At 58.8% G+C, this 22,695-nt stretch carries 20 protein-coding genes and 1 pseudogene; 14 read left to right on the top strand and 7 right to left on the bottom strand.

Translation table 11 applies throughout. The annotated features are described in order from the left end of the window. Window positions 1-174: 174 nt before the first annotated feature. Complete coding sequence (locus tag OUZ45_RS14180) at window positions 175-576, bottom strand: acyltransferase family protein (protein WP_323137562.1); 402 nt, start codon at window positions 574-576, stop codon at window positions 175-177. A 319-nt stretch (window positions 577-895) separates the two neighbouring features. Here OUZ45_RS14180 and OUZ45_RS14175 point away from each other — a divergent pair, with 319 nt between their 5' ends. From OUZ45_RS14175 to OUZ45_RS14160, 4 genes are all read left to right on the top strand, one after another. After that, window positions 896-1,300, top strand: coding sequence for a hypothetical protein (locus tag OUZ45_RS14175; protein ID WP_266170776.1), 405 nt, complete (start codon window positions 896-898; stop codon window positions 1,298-1,300). A 330-nt stretch (window positions 1,301-1,630) separates the two neighbouring features. Then, the gene (locus OUZ45_RS14170; RefSeq protein ID WP_266170775.1) at window positions 1,631-3,136 is read left to right on the top strand and encodes a hypothetical protein; all 1,506 of its coding nucleotides are present in this window, start codon (window positions 1,631-1,633) and stop codon (window positions 3,134-3,136) included. 471 nt (window positions 3,137-3,607) lie between these two features. After that, entirely contained in the window at window positions 3,608-4,303 is a 696-nt protein-coding gene (locus OUZ45_RS14165) for a hypothetical protein (RefSeq protein ID WP_266170774.1), read from the top strand. A gap of 145 nt (window positions 4,304-4,448) precedes the next feature. Beyond that, window positions 4,449-4,988: a hypothetical protein gene (locus OUZ45_RS14160; protein WP_266170773.1), complete on the top strand. Its 540-nt coding sequence runs from the start codon at window positions 4,449-4,451 to the stop codon at window positions 4,986-4,988. 149 nt (window positions 4,989-5,137) lie between these two features. Here the strand turns inward: OUZ45_RS14160 and proA are convergent, their stop codons facing one another. The 4 genes from proA to OUZ45_RS14140 form a co-directional block, all read right to left on the bottom strand. After that, window positions 5,138-11,041, bottom strand: coding sequence for an anti-phage protein ProA (gene proA, locus OUZ45_RS14155; protein WP_266170772.1), 5,904 nt, complete (start codon window positions 11,039-11,041; stop codon window positions 5,138-5,140). Next, entirely contained in the window at window positions 11,031-12,647 is a 1,617-nt protein-coding gene (locus tag OUZ45_RS14150) for a DUF2130 domain-containing protein (RefSeq protein ID WP_266170771.1), read from the bottom strand. Before OUZ45_RS14150 ends, proA begins: the two co-directional genes overlap by 11 nt. A 41-nt stretch (window positions 12,648-12,688) precedes the next feature. Beyond that, window positions 12,689-15,361 carry an AAA family ATPase gene (locus tag OUZ45_RS14145; protein ID WP_266170770.1) on the bottom strand — a complete coding sequence of 891 codons (2,673 nt, stop codon included), beginning with the start codon at window positions 15,359-15,361 and terminating at the stop codon, window positions 12,689-12,691. Between the two features lie 285 nt (window positions 15,362-15,646). Next, window positions 15,647-16,720: a site-specific integrase gene (locus OUZ45_RS14140; RefSeq protein ID WP_266170769.1), complete on the bottom strand. Its 1,074-nt coding sequence runs from the start codon at window positions 16,718-16,720 to the stop codon at window positions 15,647-15,649. A 119-nt stretch (window positions 16,721-16,839) separates the two neighbouring features. On the opposite strand from OUZ45_RS14140, the gene OUZ45_RS14135 reads away from it, so the two are divergent. Next, a complete protein-coding gene (locus OUZ45_RS14135) occupies window positions 16,840-17,751 on the top strand; it encodes a DNA-binding protein (RefSeq protein WP_266170768.1) in 912 nt (303 codons plus the stop codon). 646 nt (window positions 17,752-18,397) lie between these two features. Here the strand turns inward: OUZ45_RS14135 and OUZ45_RS14130 are convergent. Next, complete coding sequence (locus OUZ45_RS14130) at window positions 18,398-18,631, bottom strand: MbcA/ParS/Xre antitoxin family protein (RefSeq protein ID WP_266170767.1); 234 nt, start codon at window positions 18,629-18,631, stop codon at window positions 18,398-18,400. Window positions 18,632-19,048: 417 nt separating this feature from the next. Here OUZ45_RS14130 and OUZ45_RS14125 point away from each other — a divergent pair, with 417 nt between their 5' ends. Next, window positions 19,049-19,381 carry a hypothetical protein gene (locus tag OUZ45_RS14125; RefSeq protein ID WP_266170766.1) on the top strand — a complete coding sequence of 111 codons (333 nt, stop codon included), beginning with the start codon at window positions 19,049-19,051 and terminating at the stop codon, window positions 19,379-19,381. 22 nt (window positions 19,382-19,403) lie between these two features. On the opposite strand, the pseudogene OUZ45_RS20875 reads toward OUZ45_RS14125, so the two are convergent. Beyond that, window positions 19,404-19,694: pseudogene (locus tag OUZ45_RS20875) on the bottom strand (helix-turn-helix domain-containing protein); the annotation flags it as partial. 200 nt (window positions 19,695-19,894) lie between these two features. On the opposite strand from OUZ45_RS20875, the gene OUZ45_RS14120 reads away from it, so the two are divergent. The 8 genes from OUZ45_RS14120 (at window position 19,895) to OUZ45_RS14085 (ending at window position 22,604) form a co-directional block, all read left to right on the top strand. Continuing rightward, window positions 19,895-20,089, top strand: coding sequence for a hypothetical protein (locus OUZ45_RS14120; RefSeq protein ID WP_266170765.1), 195 nt, complete (start codon window positions 19,895-19,897; stop codon window positions 20,087-20,089). Continuing rightward, entirely contained in the window at window positions 20,086-20,274 is a 189-nt protein-coding gene (locus tag OUZ45_RS14115) for a hypothetical protein (protein WP_266170764.1), read from the top strand. Before OUZ45_RS14120 ends, OUZ45_RS14115 begins: the two co-directional genes overlap by 4 nt. Continuing rightward, on the top strand, window positions 20,274-20,447 hold the full coding sequence (locus tag OUZ45_RS14110) for a hypothetical protein (RefSeq protein ID WP_266170763.1): 174 nt from the start codon (window positions 20,274-20,276) through the stop codon (window positions 20,445-20,447). Before OUZ45_RS14115 ends, OUZ45_RS14110 begins: the two co-directional genes overlap by 1 nt. Next, window positions 20,444-20,737, top strand: coding sequence for a hypothetical protein (locus OUZ45_RS14105; protein ID WP_266170762.1), 294 nt, complete (start codon window positions 20,444-20,446; stop codon window positions 20,735-20,737). Before OUZ45_RS14110 ends, OUZ45_RS14105 begins: the two co-directional genes overlap by 4 nt. Further along, window positions 20,727-20,918 (top strand): hypothetical protein, encoded by a 192-nt coding sequence (locus OUZ45_RS14100; protein ID WP_266170761.1) that lies wholly within the window; start codon window positions 20,727-20,729, stop codon window positions 20,916-20,918. The genes OUZ45_RS14105 and OUZ45_RS14100 overlap by 11 nt, the downstream gene beginning before the upstream one ends. 100 nt (window positions 20,919-21,018) lie before the next feature. Then, on the top strand, window positions 21,019-21,867 hold the full coding sequence (locus OUZ45_RS14095; protein ID WP_266170760.1) for a rolling circle replication-associated protein: 849 nt from the start codon (window positions 21,019-21,021) through the stop codon (window positions 21,865-21,867). Then, complete coding sequence (locus tag OUZ45_RS14090) at window positions 21,864-22,145, top strand: hypothetical protein (RefSeq protein ID WP_266170759.1); 282 nt, start codon at window positions 21,864-21,866, stop codon at window positions 22,143-22,145. The genes OUZ45_RS14095 and OUZ45_RS14090 overlap by 4 nt, the downstream gene beginning before the upstream one ends. A gap of 228 nt (window positions 22,146-22,373) precedes the next feature. Continuing rightward, window positions 22,374-22,604 (top strand): hypothetical protein, encoded by a 231-nt coding sequence (locus OUZ45_RS14085; RefSeq protein ID WP_266170758.1) that lies wholly within the window; start codon window positions 22,374-22,376, stop codon window positions 22,602-22,604. Window positions 22,605-22,695 lie beyond the last annotated feature (91 nt).

Genomic DNA, 22,695 nt, shown 5'->3' with positions numbered 1-22,695 from the left:
ATGGCCCACGCCATACGCGCCGTTTTGTTGGCCAGTGCTACGCAGGCCACGTTCGGATGAGATCGCTCCGCAAGCCGGGTTACCCATCGACTTAGCGGATGTAACTTCATGCGCGTGCGCCGATCTGGCCGCACGCGCCCCCCTCAGCCCGCGGGCCCATATCCGGCATTGCAATCAAGCCAACCGGCCGTACTCGGCTAATCCGTTTTCCCTGAGGCTGGTCAGCTTCTTGCCGAATTTGTTCGCGGGAATTTCGACATACCTATGGACAAGGAATGCCACAAAGACGGTCAAGCCCAAGCTGATCATCCATGCAAACGTGAAGGAAATGCCCTTGCTGATCAGGATGGGCATGGCGACATACCCGATCATGGAATGAACCAGATAGAGCGGAAAGCTGATGTCGGCCAGGAAGTCGATGAGCTTGTTTTCCTTGAACCTGCCGCGTAGCAGATAGCATAGGTAAAGCAGTATCAATGCATAAGTGTAGTTTTTCGTCAACGCCCCAAAGAGTCCTGTTTCATAGAAGGAATTAATGGTCACGAACAAGACGTAGATGATGCTCCCGTATCGCACCGGTAAACGCCGTCCCCAATCAGGAGTTCGACAACGGAAATGGATCTTTGATGCGCGTACCGCCACTGGCTCTGTGGTACCAGGGTAGCGACGTATCCTTGATCACTATGGAAGCGCAACGGCCATGGCCCATCCGCGGACACCAGCGCTCAGCGGTGGCGCGCGCGATACTCTGCCTTCGGTCGCGCGCGGATGTGAATTCCTCAGCGCCTCCCGGGATTGCGCGGCCTCAGTCCTATGTTCCGTGTTTTATGGGCACTTGCATTTGCCAGGGTTGAAGCTTATAGAAACGGACCTCCAGCCATGAGTGAGTGGACGCATGTCATCAATGGACGAGTTTCTAGACGCCATCCAAAAGCAACAAGAACAGAATGGGCCGCGCGGTCCTGGGGACGTACCCAAGGAACTACTTCAACTGCAGAAGGAGATTCAGGACGAGGTGCGTCGCCTGCAAGAAGTCTACACGCGAATCGGAGTGGGGGTCTCGGTCGCTGTGAATCTTCCTGGCCGGATAACGGTACGGGTTATGGGCAAGGTGTGCACGATTGACGTCGAGCTCTACCGTGTGGACCACGGACTTGGCGGAGTCCAACTGCATTACAACCCAGGAAGTGGGCAGGGCCAGGAGTGGGGAGAGCCTGTGACCTTCTTCACTGAAGTCGAGGGTAAGCCCGCTTTCGACGCCAAGCTTCAGCAAGCAATCCAGGAGGCATTAGAGTCTTAGGAGCAAACGCTTATGGCGGGAGGCCTCATTGTCCTCCCGCTGTTATCCGTTACGCTGGTCTTGACTGAACAGCTAGTAAGGCTCATGCCCTGCTTCAGGGGGTTGCCGATGGGCGGCGAAAGAACAAGCGTAAATAGACGTAAATGAAACGGCCTTCCCAAGCTGCTTGATGCAGGTGTTAAACGTCCGCTCATAGCCTGCAACAGATTTGGAGCATGGCGATAAGCCCGTGTTATCGAGGGTAGGGACGGGCGGGGATAAAACGCCAGTGGCGTCGGCTCGGGGTGCGCGCCGAAGCCTACGAGGCCATGAGGCGGAAGCAGCCCCTGTTTGTTTTTTTTTGCCAAGGAAATGAAGGGTTGGAACATCCCAATAGAGATGGATGCCATGGATCCGCTTCCCAGTTGCATGTTCGATGTCTTCGCCCTTTCGCTGCCGCGCGGCCTGGCTTTCGGGGAGAACCCGCCAGTCAGTGCGTGGCGGAGTTATGACTGGATCACCATTGGAGCGCTCACCAGGAACGCAACGACGAACAGGCATGGCGTTCTCACCATGCGGCGGCGGGTTGACGACGTGTGGGCTGTGCTTCGCTGGGAGGACGATGCCTTCACCGAAGAGGAAGCCATGGCGATCCTTCGGCAGGTGTGCGACGAAACCGCGGGCCGGATCCCTGTGCCTTCTGGCACGAAGCGGCGGCCATCGTTGCCAGATTTTAGGGGCAAAGAGCTCAGCGGCATCTTCAAGTTGCTGGCCCATCCCAGTCGGCATCGAGGGGCGTGGATGCTCAACCAGTTGTATCTGGCTATGCCGAACCCGGACGACAACTGGGCCAGCGATTGTCGAACCGAGAATTTCCACTCCCGACTCTGGGAGGCGCTGCTGCTCGCCAGCTTCCGGGAACAGGGGCTCCTGGTAACCCAAGACCGCCCGTCACCGGATTTCCACGTGTCCAACCGCAAGGGAGGCGAGGCCTGGGTCGAGGCCGTGACCGCCAATCCGGCGGAGCGCTACGATCACGCCAACACCGAAGAAGCCCCCATCCCACAAGACCGACGCGAGCTAACGCTGGGCACTGCGGCGGTCCGATATGCCAAAACGATCAAGAACAAACTGGACAAGGGGTACGCCCACATGCCCCACGTAGCCGGCCGGCCCTTCGCGATTGCCATCGCTGATTTCCACGCGCCCGGCTCGATGGTGTGGAGTCGAGCCGCTTTGTTGGGTTATCTCTCAGGGATTTACGTGCGCGAGTTGGAACAGGACGGAAAAAGAGTGGCCGTACCGGAGGTGGTCGAGACACTGCTGGGGGAGCAGCCAATTCCTGCAGGACTATTCTCCACACCGGAAGGAGAAGATCTCTCAGCCGTCATATTCTCGAACGCCGCGACGTTGGCCAAGTTGAGCCGTGTCCCGGTGTCCTTTGGCGGCCCCACAACGGATTACCGTTACGTGCGGATTGGCGAGTTCGCTGACTTCACGCCAGGGGCATTGCGAGGCATCCCTTTCAGCATGGACGTGAATAGCGATGAGTACCGCGCCCTCTGGGCTCCGTATCGCTACGAGCCTTGGACAGCCGAGATGGAGGTCTTTCACAATCCAAACGCCAAACATCCGATAAACCCAGCGCTGTTTCCCGAAGCCACTCACTGGCTCCCGATCGATGGCATCATGGATTGCAAGCGCTTCTACGAGCACAGCATCCTCAAGTCTCGCACCTGGATTCTAGGAGCCGACGACCGGATTCCAACGGTCGATGACCTGGTATTCCAAGAGACCCACGACAGCACTAACCACACGGGCGACGATGGCACGATTGCTGAGGCGCGCGTAACCTAACAATTCAAGCCGGCGCTGCTTCGCGGCACGGCTGAACTCACGCACCGAACGCCCGCTCCTGGCCGAAAACAGACTCCACGGCAGGGCGCTAAGTCGGAGTTATCGAGGGTAGCGCGAGCACCACCCTCGAGCCTATCGATGCTGATCTGCTGTTAAGTAGATGCGTGCCTTTCCCATGGCTACGACCCATCACTCCCTGGGGCTCTCGGTGGATCGGGGTCGCATTCTGTCTATGCAGTGCGTGGAGGTCAGGCCAGGCTCTTGGGCCTCGCTCTAATCGCCCTTGCTTGGTCCCGATCTCAGCATTTGAGACAGATATGCGCTACTTGATAGTCACGTCTTGAAGTACCCCGAGGGGTCCGGATTTCTTCGAGAATAGCCACCTTTGCAGGGATTATCAGTGGCGCAGAGGCACTTATTGCCAGGTAATTTGTCTCGAAAGATCATCAATGACTTAAAGAGAAGAAAGCCATGAGTGTAATCAACATTCCCCTCGATGAGCAGCCCGCCCTGAAAGCGCTTGACATCCAGCTGCTAAAAAAGCTGATCACTCAGTGTCTATGCGAAGAGCGCCCAGATGCCTTGCGCATACTTCGTCTCGAAAGTTGCGGACCTTTCATTGCGTCAAGGTCTCGAGAGTACGCGAGGGCGCTGGCAGCGCACGGCAAAGCGAAGGCAGCAAAAAAACGGGCCGAGACAGAGTATCAGGCACGTTGTGCTGGTGATGATCTGGAGCATGCCGTTGGTCAGATGAAGGACCGGATGAAAGCGGAAGAGAAAGAAGGGCAGCTCTTTTACGTTGACGATCTAATCCGTCCGCCGCAACTTTTCACTGAACATTTGGCTGTGAAGGTGAGCTACCGTTGGCGTTCAACGATCGAGGATCAGTGGAATCGGGCGTGCATCACCTTCACTCACGATGTCGACTCGCGGACCGATTACACCACGCCCCCGTCAAAGCGAAAACCAAGCGCTGCCAAACAAGCGCTGGATCGACAGGAAAGACTGTATCGCGAATGGGGCCATCTAATGAAATTAGGGCTGCATTCGGTCAAGCAGTATTTTAGAGAAGGCGGTGACGGAACCGAAATCCCACAAACGTTTCAAGCCAAAGTCGATACATATACTAGACGTTTAAACAATTTTAGCGCGGATTTCTGGCAATAGTTTCCTAGCGACATGGACGTTGCCGCGCCCGATCGAGGTGACACGAATGGCTTTGCTGAGTTCTGATATGGCCGGGTCAAAAGCAAGGCGAAGCCGCACCGAGAGCTGGAAGACCTAACATCTCACAAGGACACTGGGGTTCACCATGAGGCATCCAGACATAGTGCTGAAGGACGATGAATTGGCACTCCTCTCACGAATCAACTTCAACTGGGGAAATCTTGGCGGCATCCGGGCCTCGTTAGAGCCAATGTACGAACTAACAATTCGCCTTCTCAAGAGGAAAGCGGTGCCCGAGGCGCGCATCGCTTACTTCACCAATCCCGATTTTAATCCCGGTGGGCGCGGCAAGTCGCGCGAGGACATCTTTAGGAAGAATGGAACGTCCGGCGATGAAATTCTCCGCCACCCAAACTTCCTCAGGTATCTCGAGTACTTCATCTTCGGACCCAAGCTGCCGCCCGCCGTGATAGACAAGTTCAGAAGCGAATCCTCCTTCTCAGGGTACTTAACTGGTGGCGACATCAATGATTTGACACCGTACGCCAGATCTTGCGTTCGGCTGTATGGTCTCGACCCGCAAGACGCCGCCGAAGAGTTCTATAAGTTGGCGACGGAACATGGCGCCATGCCTTCTTTCGCAGAGACAATGCGAAGGTCGGTTCGCGCAGTCAAAATTGGCTAGTTTGAGTGCGGTGCGTCTACCCGCTAAATCTTGCACTTTAGGCGGACACTGGACTATGGCGAATGGCCCGTGTTATCGGAGGTAGGGGAGGGGCTGCTCTCGACCGGAGGCGGACGTTAGGCCAGAGTGATTACTCGCGAGGCCACATCTTAGGCATCCATTGTTTGGACTGCATGCTCGATTCGTGTCCGGGCTTGGACCGAGACCCGCCTGATCCCGAAGATTCTTGCCACTTCCAGCGCCTGGTCGTCGGCCGAAATCGAGCGAGCGGCCGCCCGAAGCTCGTGCAGTGAGATCTCCTCAATCGAGCGCTGCTCCTCGTCCACTACAGGGATTCGGTAGCGATCCCAGCCTTTGAGATCTTCTGGGTTGATCCAAACAAAGGAGCCCTGGAGAGGGTCTGGCTCAATAAAGTGATTGCGTTCGGCAATCGCCAGGACGCGTTCACGAATGAGGCGCCCAGCTCGTTGGAATCCGTGCGCGCGTGCCACACGCTGGACTAAAAGCGTATCCAGAATCGGCGCCTCTTGGCGCAGGATGCAGTGGATCAGGGTCGCAAGCTTCACTTCATAGCTTGGCTCGTGAAAGTTGTCCGGATCCAGGCCGCTCTCCAGTTCGGTGTAAGAGGCCACACGATAGGGTTCACGCTGGGTGATTTTCGTCGCTGGAGCGGTGAAATCCGCGAAACGGGCGGTCTTTTCTTCAGCTGAATTGATGAGCATCCCGGCTTGATTTGGTACCGCGACCGAGGTCGCTCCTGTCACAGCTGCAACAAGATCAGCAGGAGCCGATTGCTCGAAGCTCGAGTTCGCCGAAGCTTCATTGGAGGCCTCGGCTTCCTTGGCTCGTGCGGCAGCCTCCAAAGCTCTTGACGCTTGTAGCAACGCTGTAATTTCCCCATGCAGACGCTCAAGAGCACCAAGGCGATCCACCCACCACTCGGTGGACCAAACCCTGACCAATTTCCAGCCTAGCCCATGCAGGATCGCGCTGCGCACTTTGTCACGATCACGCGCTGTGGCAGCGCTGTGATAGCTCGCGCCATCGCATTCGACGCCCACAAGATAGTCGCCCGGCCGGTCAGGATGGATGACACCAAGGTCGATTCGAAAACGGGAAACGCCAATCTGGGGAACAACATCCCAACCCTTTGCGCGGAGGCCGTCGGCGACAAACTGCTCAAATGGACTGTCATAGGAACCAACCGATCCGCGAATGGCCTCGCCCAAGGCCCGAGGGCCTCGCTGCGCGAAATCAATGAAATGGCGCAAGTCGCGAACTGCGCGCGCCGCAGTGCGGTTGAGATCGATCATCGACGGGTCAAACGATGTAAAGACAAGCAGCTCCTGACGAGCGCGCGTGACCGCCACATTGAGTCGTCGCCAACCACCTTCACGGTTGAGCGGGCCGAAGTTCATCGACATGACCTTCGCTCCTGGTGTCGTCGGACCATAACCCACTCCAAGGATGATCACGTCGCGCTCATCGCCCTGAACGGTCTCAAGGTTCTTCACGACAACCGGCTCTGTTCGTTCCAATTGAAAAAACGGCTCGATCTCGGGGTGTTCGGCACGGGCCTGGTCGAGCAGGTCACTCACGAGCTTTTGCTGCTCGCTGTTGAGCGTAATGATGCCAATGGACTTGCCCGAAGCGATGAAGGCTGGATCTCGTATGCGCGCGACCGTCGCCTCGACAACGGCCTTCGCCTCGATCTGGTTATGCCTACCTTTGCCTTGCGCGTACACGCCGTCCACCCGACACCATTCCACGGCGCTCGGGCGCGTTTCGGCCGCCGGGAACGTGATAAGTTCACTGTCGTAGTAATTATGGTTCGAGAAGGCAATAAGACTCTCGTGCCGACTGCGGTAGTGCCACGTCAGTCGATGGCTCGGAACGCCCGCACCCAAACACTCATCGAGGATGCTTTCCAGATCCTCTTCCGTATCATCATCGGCGGCCGATCCCCGGCTGAAGAAGCTGGTGGGCGGCATTTGGCGCGGGTCCCCCGCAACCACGACCTGCTTGCCCCGCGCTATGGAACCGATGGCATCCCATGGCGCGATTTGCGAGGCCTCGTCGAAGATTACCAAGTCGAAGGGTGCTTGATTGGCCGGCAGATACTGAGCAATGGAAAGCGGACTCATCAGCATGCAGGGCGCCAGTTTGGGCATGGCATCCCCCATCTCCATGGCAAGCTGCCTCACTGGCTTGTGGCGACGCGACTTCTGAAGCTCATGCTTGAGTACACCAAACCCGCCACTCTTCGGAGCCTCATTCTTGTCTGGGATAAGGCCACACAACTTGGCGCGAATATACCGACTCGTCAGCGAAGCAAGCTTCTCATCCACGCGTCGATAGGTCTCGATATCGCTCATGTGCTCGGCTGACACAAAGCCGCGCAGCAAGGGCTCACCATCGATCACATTGATCGCAAACCAGCGTGCGTAAGCGACCTCGAACAGATCGTCCACCGAATGGTGTTGTGCGCTGCCATCGGTGATCGCTTCCGCCAGCGACGACAGCCCCAGATCCACCGCTTCATCCCTGACACGACACCAGTCACACCAAGGCTTAAGCAGCGGCTCATGGCCCAGGACGTCCTGCGCGGCTTGCTTGATTTCCGTCAGCGAGGCGGGTGTCTCCTTTGTGCGCGATAACTCCGCGAACTCGCGAAGCGTCTGCTGCATGCTCTCGTGGGCTTTTGCAAGCGCACCAGCCGCGGTCGCGATATTTCCATCCGCACCCAGCAGGTCGTTGCCATCCACGAGCAATAGAGCCGCGGCGCGACGCAAGAGAACTAAGTGCTCGGGCGCCTTGGCCATGGTTGATAGGTTGGCGCGAAACTCGTCCGCCAATCGCAAAGCGTCCGCCAATTTCGCACTGTTCGTTGCGAGTCCCGCCCAGCCGGGCATGACTTTCAGCTCGCTTTCCAATGAATCGATCTGGTCGAGCAACTCACGCAACTGGCGCAACTTTGGAAGGTCAGCACCCACATCCGGCAAGCCCTGAGCACCGCTCGCGATGGCGAGTTCCAGGGTCACTTTCTTTTTGGCTATCTTCGCAAGGAACCAGAACTTCTGTGCGGCCTCGCCCCAGCGACGTTCCAGACCGTCAAGGTCGAGGCGGCGCAAGGCTGCTCTGTCGTAGCGGACGGACAGTCCACCTTCGACACCGCTGTAGTCCCGCACCAATCCGAGCCCTTTTTTGGCGGTCGCCTGTCGAGTGGCCACATCGGGCACAAAAGCAAAGCTCAGATCCATCCCGTACGCGTCCGGCAGCAAGCGGGCGAAAGTCAAAAGAGCAGCAATGGCCGCGTAGTCCTCGCGTTCGATCGGAAGCTTGGTGAGTTCCAGAACACGAACAAAGGCCGCATGGCACTCGTCCATGGTACGGGTGACCTCCCGCGCGTTCGTGGCCAACGCGGCTTGCCAGCTATTCGACCAGTCCGGTTGCTTGAGTGCCAAGAAATGGCTCGGCGCGGTTTCGGCTGCTCGCCGATTGAGCTCGAGGCGCCTGGCAATATCACGCAACCGGCTCATGTGCGTCGCGTCATGCGCCGTACCGGCGACCCAAGTGAGCCGAGGCGTGGTCGGTGACGCATCCCGAATGACCCGACCCATCGCCTGGTGCACGGTCAACCCGTTGGGCCAGCGCCTATGCAGTACGTTAACCACGCCATTGAGCTTCGCGCGAAGCTCGCTAATCCGCGCTGTCTCGGCGTGCCATTCTTCTACCGTCAGGGCGTCGCGCGAATCCCAGGCGCGCTCCAATTGTTTCAGCACCTCCACTTTGGAGGCCTTGCTCGAATGAAGCTCAAGACAAAACTCGCCAATGCCTTTCTCGTCCAGACGGCGCTTCACCACATCAAGCGCTGCCATCTTCTCTGCGACAAACAGAACACGACGTCCCAAGGCAAGGTTGTGAGCAATCATGTTCGCGATGGTTTGCGACTTGCCTGTGCCCGGAGGGCCATCCAACACGAAGCTGTGCCCGCTTGCTGACGCCACGACAGCTGCCAGCTGCGAGGAGTCGGCCGGTAGCGGCGTGAAGAGGTCGCGAGGCTCGACCAAGGCGTCGAGCTGCCCTGGACGAGGAAAGTCTCCAGGCGTCTGGAAGCTTTCGCCCCCGACCTTGCGCTCTAGCAGGTGGCGAACCATGGCGCTCTGCATGAGTTGCTCGGAACGATCCGTCAGGTCCTTCCACATGAGGTATTTGGAGAACGAGAACGTGCCCAATACAAGTTCGGGTGCGACCTCAAAGCCCGTCATGTCGCGTACTGCGCGTCGCACGGTGTTCCAGATGTCCGCCACATCGATACCTGCGTCGTCCGTAGGGAGGTCGCCATCGAGCCCCGGGATGCTCAGTTCAAAGTCGTGTCGAAGCAGCTCCAATAACGTCAGGTTGAATCGCGGCTCCTCATCCAACATGACCATCGTGACGCCCGACACGGCGCTCTTCCGCTCAAGCTTCACTGGCAGCAGAATCAAGGGTGCCGAGTAGGACTTAGGGTCGTCCGCCGCTTTCTTCCACTTAAGGAACCCGATCGCAAGAAATAGAGTGTTGGCACCGCCTTCGTCCAGGTCACTACGCGCCTTTCGGTACATGTCCACCAGTGCAGCATCGAGTTTGGCCTGGTCTTGCGCCACGAGGACTTCGCCACGCTTGAGGGCGTTGAGTGCATACGCTTCGCGCAGACTCTCCCGATTCTGTTGTTGGTAGAGCTCCGTATCGCGACCGCCGGCCTCAAGATTCGGCAGGGCGACGATGCGGATGCGCTTACCTTCCGCCAGTTGGTCCTCGAGGGCAGCAGGGTCAGGGCAGAGCAGTCGAATCGCCTTGGCACTCTCCGGCACGTGCAGCAATCGATTTCGAGTTGTCAGGTCCAAAAGCTTGCGCTGCCACAACTGCAGCTTTCCCGCCGGCGTCTCGGGCTCTACGGCCACTTCGACATCGAACCCCGGAAGGAGTGGCGCTTCCTCCAGCGCTTCTTGCCCGGTGGCGCTCATCGGCATCGCGGCCTCGCTGGGATGGGAGGGGGAGGCAGCCAACGCCAATGGACGAATGCGTTGCATGCGGGCGCGACGAATATCAATCGCCATCAGAAAGGCGTCGTCATTCACCTCGCGTCGCGCGAAGTCGACCGCATGGCTGAAGCCCGGCGGCGGCGACTGCGTCGCCAACGTGGTCTCAAACACGACCAACTCTTTGAGCTCAATACGCTTGCGTAGGGACGACGCGTCTTCGGTGATGAGTTGCGCGAACTCCTGAGGCTGCAGCCAGGCGCCCACCAAAGCGTGGCCCTTGGTCAGGATCAGCAACGGGTTGAGACCGGCTTGTTCCAAGGCTGCCGCAAACAGAAGCGCCGTGTCGAGGCAGGTACCAACCCCGCCGTCCACAACAGCGGAGGGTGTGCGAATCTTTTGCCCCTGCGTCTCAAAGCTCGCCGGTGGTAGGGCATAGCTGATACCCAGGTTGCAGACACTGGACCAAAGGGCCGAGACGAGTTCCCATGTTCGCGTGCGTGACTGTCCCGTATAGCCGTCCAGAGCATTCTTTTTGCTTGCGCGACGAAGCACCTCGGACGCGCCCTTCAAAATGCGATCCGTGGCGGGGTCATTCGGTAGGCAAAACGCCGCTAGGAGTTCGGGCATAGCATAAGCGCCGCCCCACTCATGCTTCGCCAGCAGCTCAACGGCGTAGCTCTTTTCTGCCACCGTTTGGCCATTGGCGTTGACGCGAATCGTCACGTCGGCCCGCACGCTCTCGGAGATATCCGCGAGGTACCCAGCTTGCAGCCTGATGTCGCGATCATCGATTCGAACGCTTGTTGCTGGCAGTAGCAGATCGATATGCCACCGTTTCGTTTCCAGAAACGGCAAGCTGCCGATCAATTCGACCGTGAATTCAGCGTAGGGTGCATCACCCTCATTGGAAATACTCAGTTCGCGAAGTAGGGAGGCGGCATTCTGATGCGACGCAAAGCCGATCTTGCTTGCGACGATTCCATCGATTGCAATTCCCATAATTTCCCTTTGACCTGATTCATTCCGCATCGGAAGGACTATTATTCTTGAGCTCAGCGAACTTGGCCGCCATCGTCGGGTTGCCCTTATTCAGCTTCTTTATCGTTACGTCTTGTGCTTTGTCGTTCGCAAGACGAAGGTTCCGATCTGTGCCAAGCAGGGCTTCCTTTGTCTTCTGTAGGTGATCGATCGACTTATCGATCTCATCGATTGCCGTTTGGAAGCGCCTGGAAGCGAGGTCGTAGTTCTTCGCGAAAGCGGTCTTGAACGTCTCGAGTTCGGTCTCGAAGTTCGTGATATCTATGTTCTGCGCCTTAACGAGTGCCAGCTCCGACTTGTACTTGAGCGAGTTCATCGCCGCATTCCGCAGAAGCGTAATCATTGGAAGAAAGAACTGCGGTCGGACGATGTACATCTTCGGGTAGCGGTGAAACATGTCGACAATCCCGGTGTTGTAGAGCTCACTGTCAGGTTCGAGCAGGGAGACCAACACCGCATACTCACATTCCTTCTCGGTACGATCCTTGTCTAGCTCCTTCAGGAAATCCTCGTTCTTGTTCTTCGTCGCGGTGCGATCGCTCTCGTTCTTCATTTCGAACATGATCGAGACGATTTCAGTGCCAGCCTCATCCGAGTCGCGAAAGATATAGTCGCCCTTACTGCCAGTCCGCGCGTCGTTGTCCTTCTCGAAATAGGCCCTCGGAAACGCTGTCGATCGAATGCGGTTGAACTCGGTCTCGCAGTGTTGCTCGAGAGTTTCACCAACCATCTTGGTCGACAGGCGAGCCTTCATATCTCGGAGGCGCTCGATCGCGTCATCGCGATCCTTGATCTGCGTCTCATACTTGTCCTTGAGCGACTTCTCTGCGAGCTGCTTCTCAAGCTCCGCTCGCTCGAGGCTGTTCTTCAGTTCGTCGCGCTCCTTCTCGACCGCACTCACGGCCTCGGTGATCGAGAGCTTCTGCGCAACCTCAATGGTATCGATCTTGGCGTTCAGTCCTTGGATCTCAGCGTCTTTTTTAGCCGTAGCTCTTTGCAGTTCGTTCACGAGCTTCGCCTCGGCTAGCTCGGAAGCAGCCTGCTTGTCTTGCTTCGCCTTCTCAAGTTCGTTGGCGAGCGCGTCCCGCTCTTTTTCGACGACGCTTAGGGCCTCGTTCACGGCGAGCTTCCGTTCGACCTCAACGGCATCGAGCCTAGCCTTCAGGTCCTGAATCTCCGCGTCCTTCTTAGCCGCAGTACTCTGTAGTTCGTTCACGAGCTTCGCCTCAGCTAGCTCAGAAGCGTCCTGCTTGTCTTGCTTCGCCTGCTCAAGTTCGTTGGCGAGCGCATCACGCTCCTTTTCAACGATGCTCATGGCCTCGTTCACGGCCAGCTTCCGCTCGACCTCGCCGGCATCAAGCTTGGCCTTCAGGTCCTGGATCTCGGAGTCCTTGGCTGCAGCAGCCCTCTGCAACTCGCTGGCGACCGTAGTCTTGGCGAGCTCGATAGCGTTCCGCTTGTCCTGCTCGGCTAGCTCAAGCCGCTCGTGCAACTGCAGCTCAAACTCGCTGTCGTGGACCTGTTTCAAGATGTCCGCATATCCGGCCTCATCAATCTTGAATGCTTTCTTGCAGTGCGGGCAGATAATTTCATGCATGACTACTTACCCTTCTACTTGGACAGAAAGTCCAATGGTTGTCATGACTTGCGCTCGAACGCTTTCTTACGCGCAGTATTGCGTTCCGCGCGCTGTGTGTTGTAGTCCTTTTTTCGGCGCGCCGCATTGGCAAGCAAGGTCTGAAACGTTGCAATATCCTTCAATAGTTCTGAGACTTCTGGTATGGCTAGCTGATGCTCACCATTGGTGTCATGTGCATCGGTGACCTCGCAGCAGCGTTCGTAGATCTCGTAGATGCTGTCCCATTCTGATTGGGGATGACCAATCACGGCCCCGAAGTTGTCTACTGAGACCTCGTCGGAATAGGGCTTGATGGTGCTATTGAGGAAGACCTCACGCACAGCGCGTTCGATAGTTCCGCGCAGCTTCGTGTAGGCAGCCTTCACCTTTTCCTGCGTCTGCGCATCCATGTGATCGCCGATCTGCTTCCTGAGCTCCGTCGCTGCGACCTCTAACTCTTGGGCGCGCGCGTTGACGTCCATCGTCTCCCAGGTCAGTCCGGGACTGACCAAGCCTGGATCGCTCGTGTCCCAGCCCACGGTTTGATAAGAGACAGATTGCTCATTTTTCCTCGCTGCGCGATCGATCTCAGTAAGTAAGACGGCATCGTGAGTTAACATCAGAACGGGACGCTCCTGAGCCAACTTTGCCAAGCGCTCAGCAATACGACGTCGGTTGCGATGATCCAAGGATGTCGCTGGGTCATCGAAGACTATTGTGGAAGCGTGACCGCTCAAGCGTGCTTCGGCGATAAAAAGCGCCAGGCCAACCGTGCGCTGTTCGCCTTCGGAAAGGACATCATTGGTGCCAAACCGGCAATCTTTCAGTCGCAGCGTCACCATCGTATTGCCAACATCCGTGCGTCCGGCAATGTGTGCCTCTTTCTTGCGATATCCCAACGCGATGAGTTCTGCGTTCAATGCCGAGGCCAGCGCTTCTGTTACGTGAGCCTTAGCCAGCTCTGTCATTTTCACGGAGACACGTCGCGGGTTGAGGGCAGTCGCGCAGGCATTGAGGTTGTGGTGCAGGCTGGAATCAGCGACGTATCGCTCAATATCACCCATACGTGACCCAAGCGCCTGCCTCGCCTTCAACTCCCGTTGCTCTTGCTCTAGTGCCGCCTTGGATCTGGGATCTTGGGACTTTAAGAGTTCTCCGGCCTGGTTGCGTAGCACTTGACTCTTGCTCAGCAGTCTAATTTCGAGCGTGTCACCCTCCGGCAACGAAGGCCGCGCGGTCGACCACTCGCCCGAGGTCACTGCCGCCTGTATCCATTCTCTGCGCGCTTTCCAACTGTCGATTGTCGTCTTGACGAAGGCGTGTAGGTCGGAATCGAGTGTAGCCAGCTCTTCCATCGTCGGCGCGTCTATTGGATTGAGATTGGCTTGCGCAATCTTTTCCATGGTCGTCGTTATCTGGTCGCTCGCATCGCTCGCTGCCTTCGACGCTTCGTTAGCCACGAATTCGCCAAACCGCACCATGCGGGCCTTGGCATCTGCTGCGAGCGGCGACTGGCACAGCACACACCGGGCGTGGTCATCGACGTTGGGATGTGCATGCCCGGGATACGCCTGCTCAGTGGAGAACTTCTCTGCAGCTTCAAACAGCGCCTTCCAGACATCGCTGCCCGTACCAGGGAGCAAGCCAGCATCTTCACCGGACTCGGATTGATGCAGTTTCTGTTGAGCGATGGCCCACACGCTCTGTGTGGTTTGTTGGCGATCCTTCCGCTTTTTCACCTCATCAAGGGCTACCTCACTGACCCATCGTTGAGCTTCGCGCGCCAGGTTGGCGATACCCTCGATGCGGTCAGCCAATAGGTTGGCAGTTCGCGCAGCGGGCGCGGGGTCCATGGTGTTTAGCGTGGTCGTGATCCCCTCAATTCGCTTCAATTCCACTGGTGTCAACGTGCTGAGCGCGCGCAATCGCTCGAGGTCGGTGGTCCTGCTGAGACTCGACAATAGGTTCCCGACTACAGTGTCGCCTTTGAGGTCGGCAAAAGCGTTCGGATCCACGCGGACCTGATTACGCTCTTTTTCGATTTCTTGCTGCATGTGCCTTTGAAGCGCCGCAAGCCGATTGAGATGTGGCAACCCATAAGGTTGGTAGTCGCTCGCGCCTTCCTTCGCGGTGTAGTCAGCCCCGCACGCGGTGTCGTAAACGGCAACGCTGGCCAAGGCACTACTGCTGTCGCCGCCTTGCTGCCACGCCACGGTCTGCGGGGTGCCGTTGTCCACGGAGAAAGTGACCTTGGCCGACGGAACAGGGGGTGGCTCAGTCGAATCGAACGCGTTGGGCAGCACAGGTTGCCGGGTGCGCGCTCGACACGCATTTTTGAGGACACGCGCGTAACCCGATTTGCCGGCCGCGTTCTCCCCAAAGAGAACGCTTAGTCCCGTCGCCGCGAAGTTCGCCTCTCGGCCGGTTGGGAAGCGGTTGACGTTTTGAAGTTCCGATAGCCCAAGCAAAGTGATGGTCGAGCGAATGCCCGCATGCGGGATGTGGCTGAGGTCAAGGGGCAGGGGCTGAACCTCGGCGACCGAGCCTTTGCCGTGCTCCTGTTTGACCATGGCGATCAGCTCTTGAATGTCATTTGCTGACAATTTTGCGCTTTGGAAGAGCCGCCGAAGGGCGTCGCGCTGCCATCCCGGCAGGTCCCTGGACCATTGATAGATATCGTCGAGCAACGTCATGCTCCCTCCCGTTTCCCTACGTAATGGAGTTACGGTCCTAACACGAGCTATCGGCTTGTGCGGAGCCATTTCGATGGCCAGCAGGGTTCGTGCCAAGGATGCGTCGGGCAATCGGCGCCTTGGGCTCCATCCGGGGAGGAGAGCGACGAATCACTACGTGCAATCAGCGCGGCAAGGGCGGCGGAAAACCCGCCAAAGGCAGCCACGGCACGACGAGGGTGGTGATGGACCAGGCATCTGTACCTTTCGAGTTGCTCTCCGGCGGCCAGGCTATCCGGCTACCGATTAGTTGTTGTCAAGCAGACGCGCTGCGGGATTATCCACCGCGCTGCCCGTTTGAAAATACCCCATCACGCTGGCCACCGCGCGGTGCTCGGTCATCGCCATGATCGCGGGCAGCGACACGCCCTGGCGACTGGCTTCGGTCACGAAGCCCGAGCGCAGGCTGTGCCCACCAAAGTCCCCCTCCAGGCCCGCCAACCGTGCCCGCCGCTGCACGATCTCACCCACCGCCGCCGGCGACAGGGCAGGACCCACGCGCTGCTTCCATAGCCGCCGAAACATCGCCCCCTCATTAATTCCGGCCGCGGCCAGCCACGCGTCCAACGCCTGGGCCGCGCGATCGAGCACCGGCTTGTCCGGCGTCGACGACGCCGTAACGCCGGCTTGCTGCGTCTTGCTGTGCTCCAGGCGATAAATGAAGCCCTGTGGACCGATCCGGCGCAGGTCGCGCAGGTCGGCGGCCGCGACCTCACTGCGTCGGCGGCCGCCACTGGCGAAGGCGAAGCAGAGCAGGGCGCGATCGCGCAGGCCTTCCAAGCTGTCGTCGCAGGTGGCCAACATCGCCTCGAGCTCGGCCAAGGTGATCGCGGTCTTCTTGCGCGGCCGCTCGCCGCGCTTGACTGCGGCGCGGGCGGCCCGACTCAGCACGGTGCGAATGGCCGGCTGCTCGCACGGATTGGCCACGTGCTTGAGCCGATGCGCCGTGGACAGCACGGCGACCCGATGCCGAACCGTCGCCAGCGTCCACGGGCCGGGCTTGGCTTTGAGCTCTGCGGCGACCAAGGCCTGATCGACCGCCGGCGGCAGTTCCCAGGCCAGTTCGCCGTCGGCGGAACGGCGCACCACGTGATCGACCACAAACTGCAACACGGTCGCTTCCGGTACCGGCAAGGTCAGGTCGATGCCGTAGCGCGCCGCGTGCCAGCCGGCCCAATAGCGCAGGGCGCTGGCGTAGCTGCGGGTGGTGTTGGCCGCCGCCGCTTCGGCGAGCAGTTCGCGCACCGCATCGGCCGCTTGCTGGGCCAACGAGATCGGCAACGCCAGGCTGGCCGCAGGCTGGGCGAGGGTCGGTATCATGGAAATATCTTTCATAATATGTAATGTATACTACGAAATAGGGCGCTTACCCACGATAATCATCACTTATCGCGAGTACGTCAAGGCAAGGGCAGGGCGCCGATCGAGGAGACCGATGTATGGCACGAGGCATCACTCAAGCGCAGGTCAACGCCGCGGCGGACGCCATTCTGGGCGCCGGCGAGAATCCCACTGTCGAAAAGGTGCGCGCCGCGCTGGGCACCGGCTCGCCGAACACCATCACCCGCATGCTCGAGACCTGGCGCGGCCAGTTGGGAGAGCGCTTGCGACAGTTGAGCGCCCTGCCGGAAGTGCCTGACGCGGTGGGGCAGGTGATGATCGAGCTATGGCGCTTGGCTACCGAGCAGGCCGAGCGCCTGATAGAAGGCCGCTTTGCCAACGAGCGCTCTGCCCTGGAAACCACGCAAGCTCAGCTGGCTCAGGAGCGTAAACATTGGGAAAGCCGCCTGCAGGTGGCCGAGGTCAACGTTGCTCAAGCACGAACGGCCCAGGGTCTGGCCGAGCACGCCTGCGCCACGCTCGATGGCCAATTGCAGGATAGCCATGCTCTACGAGCCGACTTGGTGCAACAGCGTGATCGACTGCAAGACCAATGCGTCCAGCAATCCGCGCAAATCCAGGCACTTCGTGCTCAGTTGGATGAAAACCAAGCTTCGTTGCAAACAGAGCGTGAGCGCCAAGAGGCTCACATTCGAGCCATTGAGGACCGGTCCCACCACGAGGTCGATCGCGCCCGGCAAGAGGCCAGACAATGGCAGCTGCGGAACGAGGCTACTGAACGCGCAAGCCGAGATGCCGTAACAGCGATACAAAACCGCCTTGATTTGGCAGTCGATCAGGCACGACGCTTGGAGCAAGAAGTCGCGCGCCAAACAGGCCAGATAGCCGCCTTGGACAAGGCGCTCTCACAGGCTTACCTAGCAAATGCGCCCGCTGCCGTTGCACCCAAGGTAATAGCCAAGCGTGCTCAACGAAAGAAGGCGCCGTCGGGTGGGCGTGTTCTCAAATAGGGTTGTCGGCCGCGGCACGAAGACTGCGGCATCAGGGGAAGCAGCAGCCGGAAAACGGCTATAGCCGATCCATCACCCATGCAGCATCGCTCCCGGCAAGCCCGATGACAGCATCGGGAGCGATCGGGAAAACTTCCGCCGGTGTCCGCGCTCTTTTATCTAACTGACCTTCTCGTTCTGCGATACCCGAGGAAGAAGCCGCCTCCACCAGGGATAGTTCACTGAGAGAGCCCCGGGGCTGATACATCCACCCGAGCCGCTCCCAGCCCCCGGGGTCTGCCGAATGGACGAGAGCTGGGTTTTGACTCAGTGCCTTTAGCAGCGCGTAAAGGCGCGGATGGACTGACCCATCGGATACGAACTGGAAAGGCGGGTGATAGAACGTCCGATCGGTCTGGGACCAGACACCCAGCAGCCGCTCGAGGGCGCGCTCTTTTGCAGCGATCTCCTTGCATGCGCAGGTCGTGTCGGCACCAAGCTGGCGACCGACCGTCTCCGAGGTAGGCCATGCCTCGGCATGAGCTTGCTCGAGCAGTCTGTCGCGGTATGCAGTTGCTGCGTTGACACTCGATCGCCGGTTCATAGGTGGAATGGTCTTTTAGGGGCGCAAGGACCAAGGACAGAGCACCGAAACTGGGGCTAGCCGTCAGGCGTAGGCGCCAGACCGCATCTGGCCAAGAAGTTGGATGAGAACTTGGCAGCCCTCGTCAGATTTCAGATATTCAGCAGGTAGATTGTTGCTCAACGCTGGAACTGGATGGCGCAACCAGTCGTCTAGCCACGCAGCAGCATCGAAGTCCTCGAGGTTGCCGCTTTCCAAAACAACCATCTGGACGATCTCTAGTAGTCGTAGCCGTCGCTCTGCCTGTAGAACCGACATTACCTGCGCCTCGCTAGAATGCTCGGGTTAGATTACAGGGAGCTGAGGTGGGTCGTAATCGTCGAGTTTGAACGGCGTTTTTTCAGTGATTGACCCGGACTTTCGCAATCAATAGCAGCGGAATTCGCAATCAATCACCACGTTTTCCACGGAACTAGTCGAGGCCCAGAACTGCCGGTGGAAAAGTGCGGCTAGGACTGAGCCAAGGTGAGCAGAGTCACCAATGTTTCATTGGCACAGCTTTAGGTGCCGATGTCATCGGCGGCCCAGCCTTAGGTGCAGCATTGGCACAGACCAGCTGCCGCTAGTGCGCAAACTTAAGTGTCGAAGTCAGAAGTAGGACAGCCTGACTTCGCCCGGTGATGAACAGCTTGGCAGCGGCAGACATGGCATGCGTTATCTGCTGCTGAGCTTTGCATGCGCGAAATGCGAAAGGTTTCTGCCGTGGTGGCGGAAGTTGAAAAGATGGCCCAAGTTTTAGGGCAGAACTGGCGCAAGCAGGAGTCGACGCCGTTGCATAGATTCGGCCGCGCTCGCGATGAAAACGCCAGCATTAGCTGCCGCCCGACAATCTTGATCAGCCTAAGCTGCCTGGATTGCACAGCGTTTCTGCCGCTACTGCACAACGTAAAGAGCCGATTGCAGGAACGAAGGAAAGCACGGAGCGTGCCGGCCGCCCGCCGAACCCATCTGCAATTGCGCATAATGTATATACGTGGCTATTTGAAAGACCGGTTTGAGCTGTCGTGATGGCCTCGGCGTGAGCCGGCACCAGGCCTACGGTTAGGGCGACTGCTGCAGCGATTTGAGCAAGCCGAAGCCATGCCTTTCGGACAGCAGGGGAGCGCGCGCGTTCGGCTTCGATGAGCGGCATCCATCGGGCGATTGATTCGCCTGTTGCTTCGCACATGCGCTCAACGAGGTCCGCGTCAGGGTGGCCTTCGCCGTTTCGCCACTTGCTGACAGCAGATCGCCCAACGCCTAGAGACTGCGCGCAAGCGTTGTCTGACGCTATGGCGCAGGCTTTCTTGTATTTGTCAAGTAGTGTGATTGACGCGCTCATGTCCCGAACCTGTTGACAGTGGATGTCCCGGACCACTATACATGCGCCCACTGTCCACGAGTTCGGGACATCAAGGGACCATTCATGTCCGCGCTAGCCGCTCTCCCGTTCGTTGCCTTGGCCTTCTGGGCCGGTTACCTCGTTCGCGGTCTCCGCGATCTCTCTGCCCAACAGCGGGCCACGCTGGAAGGCGTGCGGTCATGAGGACCACCCAGCCGTTGAATGCGGAAGAGCAGCGCATCGATACCGCGATGCGCGAACGCCGCCGGCCGCAAGCCGAGTGCGACGCCGCGCTGATCCAGTTTCGTCTTGCGGAGCTTCGCCCTCGCAAGAGCATCGAACACGCAGAGGCATTGGAGCGCTGTGCCGACCTTCTTACGGGGGTGCGGACATGAACCGCATCCTTCAAGCCGACGTAATCCTGACGCTGACGTTTCATGAGGCGGACGCTGTGCTTACTGCGGTGGACGGTATGGCTGAGGCGGAGCGTGCCGTTGGCAAGCTTGAACTTGCTGATGCCTGGGTTCGATTCGCGCAAGTGTTGCGCGAGGAGTGCGCCAGGCAGGGAGTGCAGCTCTGATGTTCTGTATCGACCGCGCTGGCTTTCTCTACCGGCTTTCTACTGAGCTGAGTCTTTTGGTGGTGTGCGCGACGCTGGCCTTTGTTGGTGGGCTGATTGTTTCCGACCGCCTCCGCTTCGCCCGCCTGCGAAACAAGCGCCGTGTTCGCGGCCTTTCGGTGCATGCCAAATGACGGCGCGCGAGTACACAGTAATCGAGGTTGACGCTGCCACTGTGTACGCCGAAGGCATGCTCGCTGGCTTGCGGACCGCCGCCAACATCATCGGCCGCACCGACCAAGGTGATATTCCGCCGCAGCTCCATGCCCAGGTTCGCGCTTGGCGTGCCACGGTCTATCACAACGAGTGGTTGGCACAGCAGGGCAGGGCGGCACCGATGCCAACGCTTCCGAATCGTGACGCGCTCATGGCGCGCATACACGCGTTCCTTTTGACCTTTCCGGACACAGACGATGCTCAGTGAATGCACAGGGCCGGTGACGGCCGCCGAACTTCAAGAGCTGGTCGTGCATGTGCGCGATCTTCGCGACCGCGCTGCTGAGCATGGGCAGACTTTCCTTTCGTTCGCGCTCGAGTTGGCCGCTGATTCGATGGCGGACAACGTCGAAACGACCATGGACATGGACGCTCCCAGCGATGACTGACGCAGCGCCAATGTTTGGTTCTACGTTGAGTGGCTATGAGGCCCAGCGCGCACGTGAGAGCGTTCGTCGCGCCCGTGTGTACGTGGCCCAGCAGAACGCGATGGATGCTCCTTTCGCCGAAATGGTAAAGGCCGGGGCCATGGCAAAAATGGGGCAGGGCGATAGCCCCCCCGGCGCGCCGTGCGCGCCGGGGGGGCTGGGGCTTGTCAACAATGCAACAAGTGACACGAAGGCGCTAACTGACACGGACAAGCGGCCGCTTCGCGAAAAGCTGCTCATCAACCGTGATGCACAGCGCGTCAAGCGCATGCGTACCGCGGTGGGTCACGCAGCTCGCTTGTTGCATTTCGATGCGCACAGTGAGCTGGCAGCGCAGCGTTGGAACAAAAAGTTCATCACGCTGACCTATGCCGATGTTCGAGGTTGGCGGCCCGGGCACTTCACTGGTTTTCGCAAGGCACTGCGCGAGTGGTGTGTACGTCGCAAGGTCAAGTGCCGTTTCGTTTGGGTGGCTGAACTGACGAAGAAAGGCGCGATGCACTACCACGTTGTTCTGTGGTTGCCGAAGGGCAAGTTTCTCCCGTTCGTGGACACGCAGGGCTGGTGGCCGCATGGGATGACGAAAGTGGAAACGGCTCGCGAGCCCGTCTCTTACATCATGAAGTACGCGAGCAAAACTACGGCTAATGACGCTGCTGGTTATCCGAAGGGCGCGCGTATGCACGGTTGTGGTGGCCTGGACGCTGATGCGCGTCGTCACCTTCGTTATTGGCAGGCCCCGTTTTGGGTGCGTGATGAGCTTTCAGGTCGCGCGGATATCCGCAAGGTGACGGGCGGCTACATGGACAAGATTACCGGCGAGTTCCTCCCCTCGCCTTGGCGTGTGTGTATTGGCCCCGGTGGTGAGGTGTGGGTCTATCGAATCGACCAAGAGGAAACCAAGCAATGAAAATCAAAGTTCTCGATCGCGCGCCGGAGCAGGTGCAGACCACGTGGGAAGGTGTGACACGTGATCGCGTCAAGCAGTGGTGCTTGCTGGAAATCGACGGTCTGCCCACCGCGTTTCAGATCACCGTCGATCCGGGCAAAGAACATCAGCCGGGTGAGTACGAGCTTCAGCCCGAATCCTTCGCAGTTTCTAACGGCCGCCTGACCATGAGCCGCGTGGTGCTGCGCCCGATCTCGCAGTCGGTGAAGTCGGTGAAGCCGGCAGCGGCTAACGGTTAATCGGGGGATACGGTGATGCCTGGACAGCTCGTTTACGTGGTGTGCGATCAAGCCAACATCGATGCAAACGGCGTATGCACGCAGGTGGCGTATGTCCAGGCGCCGATGTTGATCCCGCCGCTCTCGGTGAGCGACGGGACCGCAATAGGTCTGGCCATTTGGGGACTTTGGGCCTGCGCCTACGCATGGAAAGTCCTGCATTGAAACTCACACAGAGAGGGTACTGACATGACCATTAAGTTCGAACTGTCGAAGTTGGGTAATTGGGTTCGCAAGAGCGTTATCGCCGCCGTCGTGGGCGGTACGTTTGGCGGCGCTGCCATGGCGCAGACCACGACCTCCATGGACGTGACCGGTCCGCTTGCAGTGCTGGCGGCCGCCGTGGTGGCGGTGAATCTGATCGGTCCGGCGAAGGCGGGCATCCGTTTCCTGAAGTACGCCTGGAGCAAGATCGCCTAAGCGGGAGGGGGCGGAGCGCTACGCCCCTTCCTTTTAGTCGTCTGGTGTTCAGACGGCTAAACGGAAGAGGAGTCCTGTGATGACAATCGCT

It is taken from the genome of Dyella subtropica (genome assembly GCF_026283965.1).
GTDB classification, from domain to species: Bacteria; Pseudomonadota; Gammaproteobacteria; order Xanthomonadales; family Rhodanobacteraceae; genus Dyella_D; species Dyella_D subtropica.
This window is presented reverse-complemented; position numbering and strand designations above follow the sequence as displayed.

Excerpts from the sequence above, each read along its gene's own strand:
- OUZ45_RS14125 (WP_266170766.1), top strand. The coding sequence starts at position 19,049 with ATGCGCGAAATGCGAAAGGTTTCTGCCGTGGTGGCGGAAGTTGAAAAG.
- OUZ45_RS14100 (WP_266170761.1), top strand. The coding sequence starts at position 20,727 with ATGCTCAGTGAATGCACAGGGCCGGTGACGGCCGCCGAACTTCAAGAG.
- OUZ45_RS14145 (WP_266170770.1), bottom strand. The coding sequence starts at position 15,361 with ATGACGTTGCTCGACGATATCTATCAATGGTCCAGGGACCTGCCGGGA.
- OUZ45_RS14175 (WP_266170776.1), top strand. The coding sequence starts at position 896 with ATGTCATCAATGGACGAGTTTCTAGACGCCATCCAAAAGCAACAAGAA.
- OUZ45_RS14140 (WP_266170769.1), bottom strand. The coding sequence starts at position 16,720 with ATGATACCGACCCTCGCCCAGCCTGCGGCCAGCCTGGCGTTGCCGATC.
- proA (WP_266170772.1), bottom strand. The coding sequence starts at position 11,041 with ATGCGGAATGAATCAGGTCAAAGGGAAATTATGGGAATTGCAATCGAT.
- OUZ45_RS14105 (WP_266170762.1), top strand. The coding sequence starts at position 20,444 with ATGACGGCGCGCGAGTACACAGTAATCGAGGTTGACGCTGCCACTGTG.
- OUZ45_RS14085 (WP_266170758.1), top strand. The coding sequence starts at position 22,374 with ATGACCATTAAGTTCGAACTGTCGAAGTTGGGTAATTGGGTTCGCAAG.
- OUZ45_RS14165 (WP_266170774.1), top strand. The coding sequence starts at position 3,608 with ATGAGTGTAATCAACATTCCCCTCGATGAGCAGCCCGCCCTGAAAGCG.
- OUZ45_RS14150 (WP_266170771.1), bottom strand. The coding sequence starts at position 12,647 with ATGCATGAAATTATCTGCCCGCACTGCAAGAAAGCATTCAAGATTGAT.
- OUZ45_RS14160 (WP_266170773.1), top strand. The coding sequence starts at position 4,449 with ATGAGGCATCCAGACATAGTGCTGAAGGACGATGAATTGGCACTCCTC.
- OUZ45_RS14090 (WP_266170759.1), top strand. The coding sequence starts at position 21,864 with ATGAAAATCAAAGTTCTCGATCGCGCGCCGGAGCAGGTGCAGACCACG.
- OUZ45_RS14095 (WP_266170760.1), top strand. The coding sequence starts at position 21,019 with ATGGATGCTCCTTTCGCCGAAATGGTAAAGGCCGGGGCCATGGCAAAA.
- OUZ45_RS14130 (WP_266170767.1), bottom strand. The coding sequence starts at position 18,631 with ATGTCGGTTCTACAGGCAGAGCGACGGCTACGACTACTAGAGATCGTC.
- OUZ45_RS14120 (WP_266170765.1), top strand. The coding sequence starts at position 19,895 with ATGAGGACCACCCAGCCGTTGAATGCGGAAGAGCAGCGCATCGATACC.
- OUZ45_RS14110 (WP_266170763.1), top strand. The coding sequence starts at position 20,274 with ATGTTCTGTATCGACCGCGCTGGCTTTCTCTACCGGCTTTCTACTGAG.
- OUZ45_RS14135 (WP_266170768.1), top strand. The coding sequence starts at position 16,840 with ATGGCACGAGGCATCACTCAAGCGCAGGTCAACGCCGCGGCGGACGCC.
- OUZ45_RS14115 (WP_266170764.1), top strand. The coding sequence starts at position 20,086 with ATGAACCGCATCCTTCAAGCCGACGTAATCCTGACGCTGACGTTTCAT.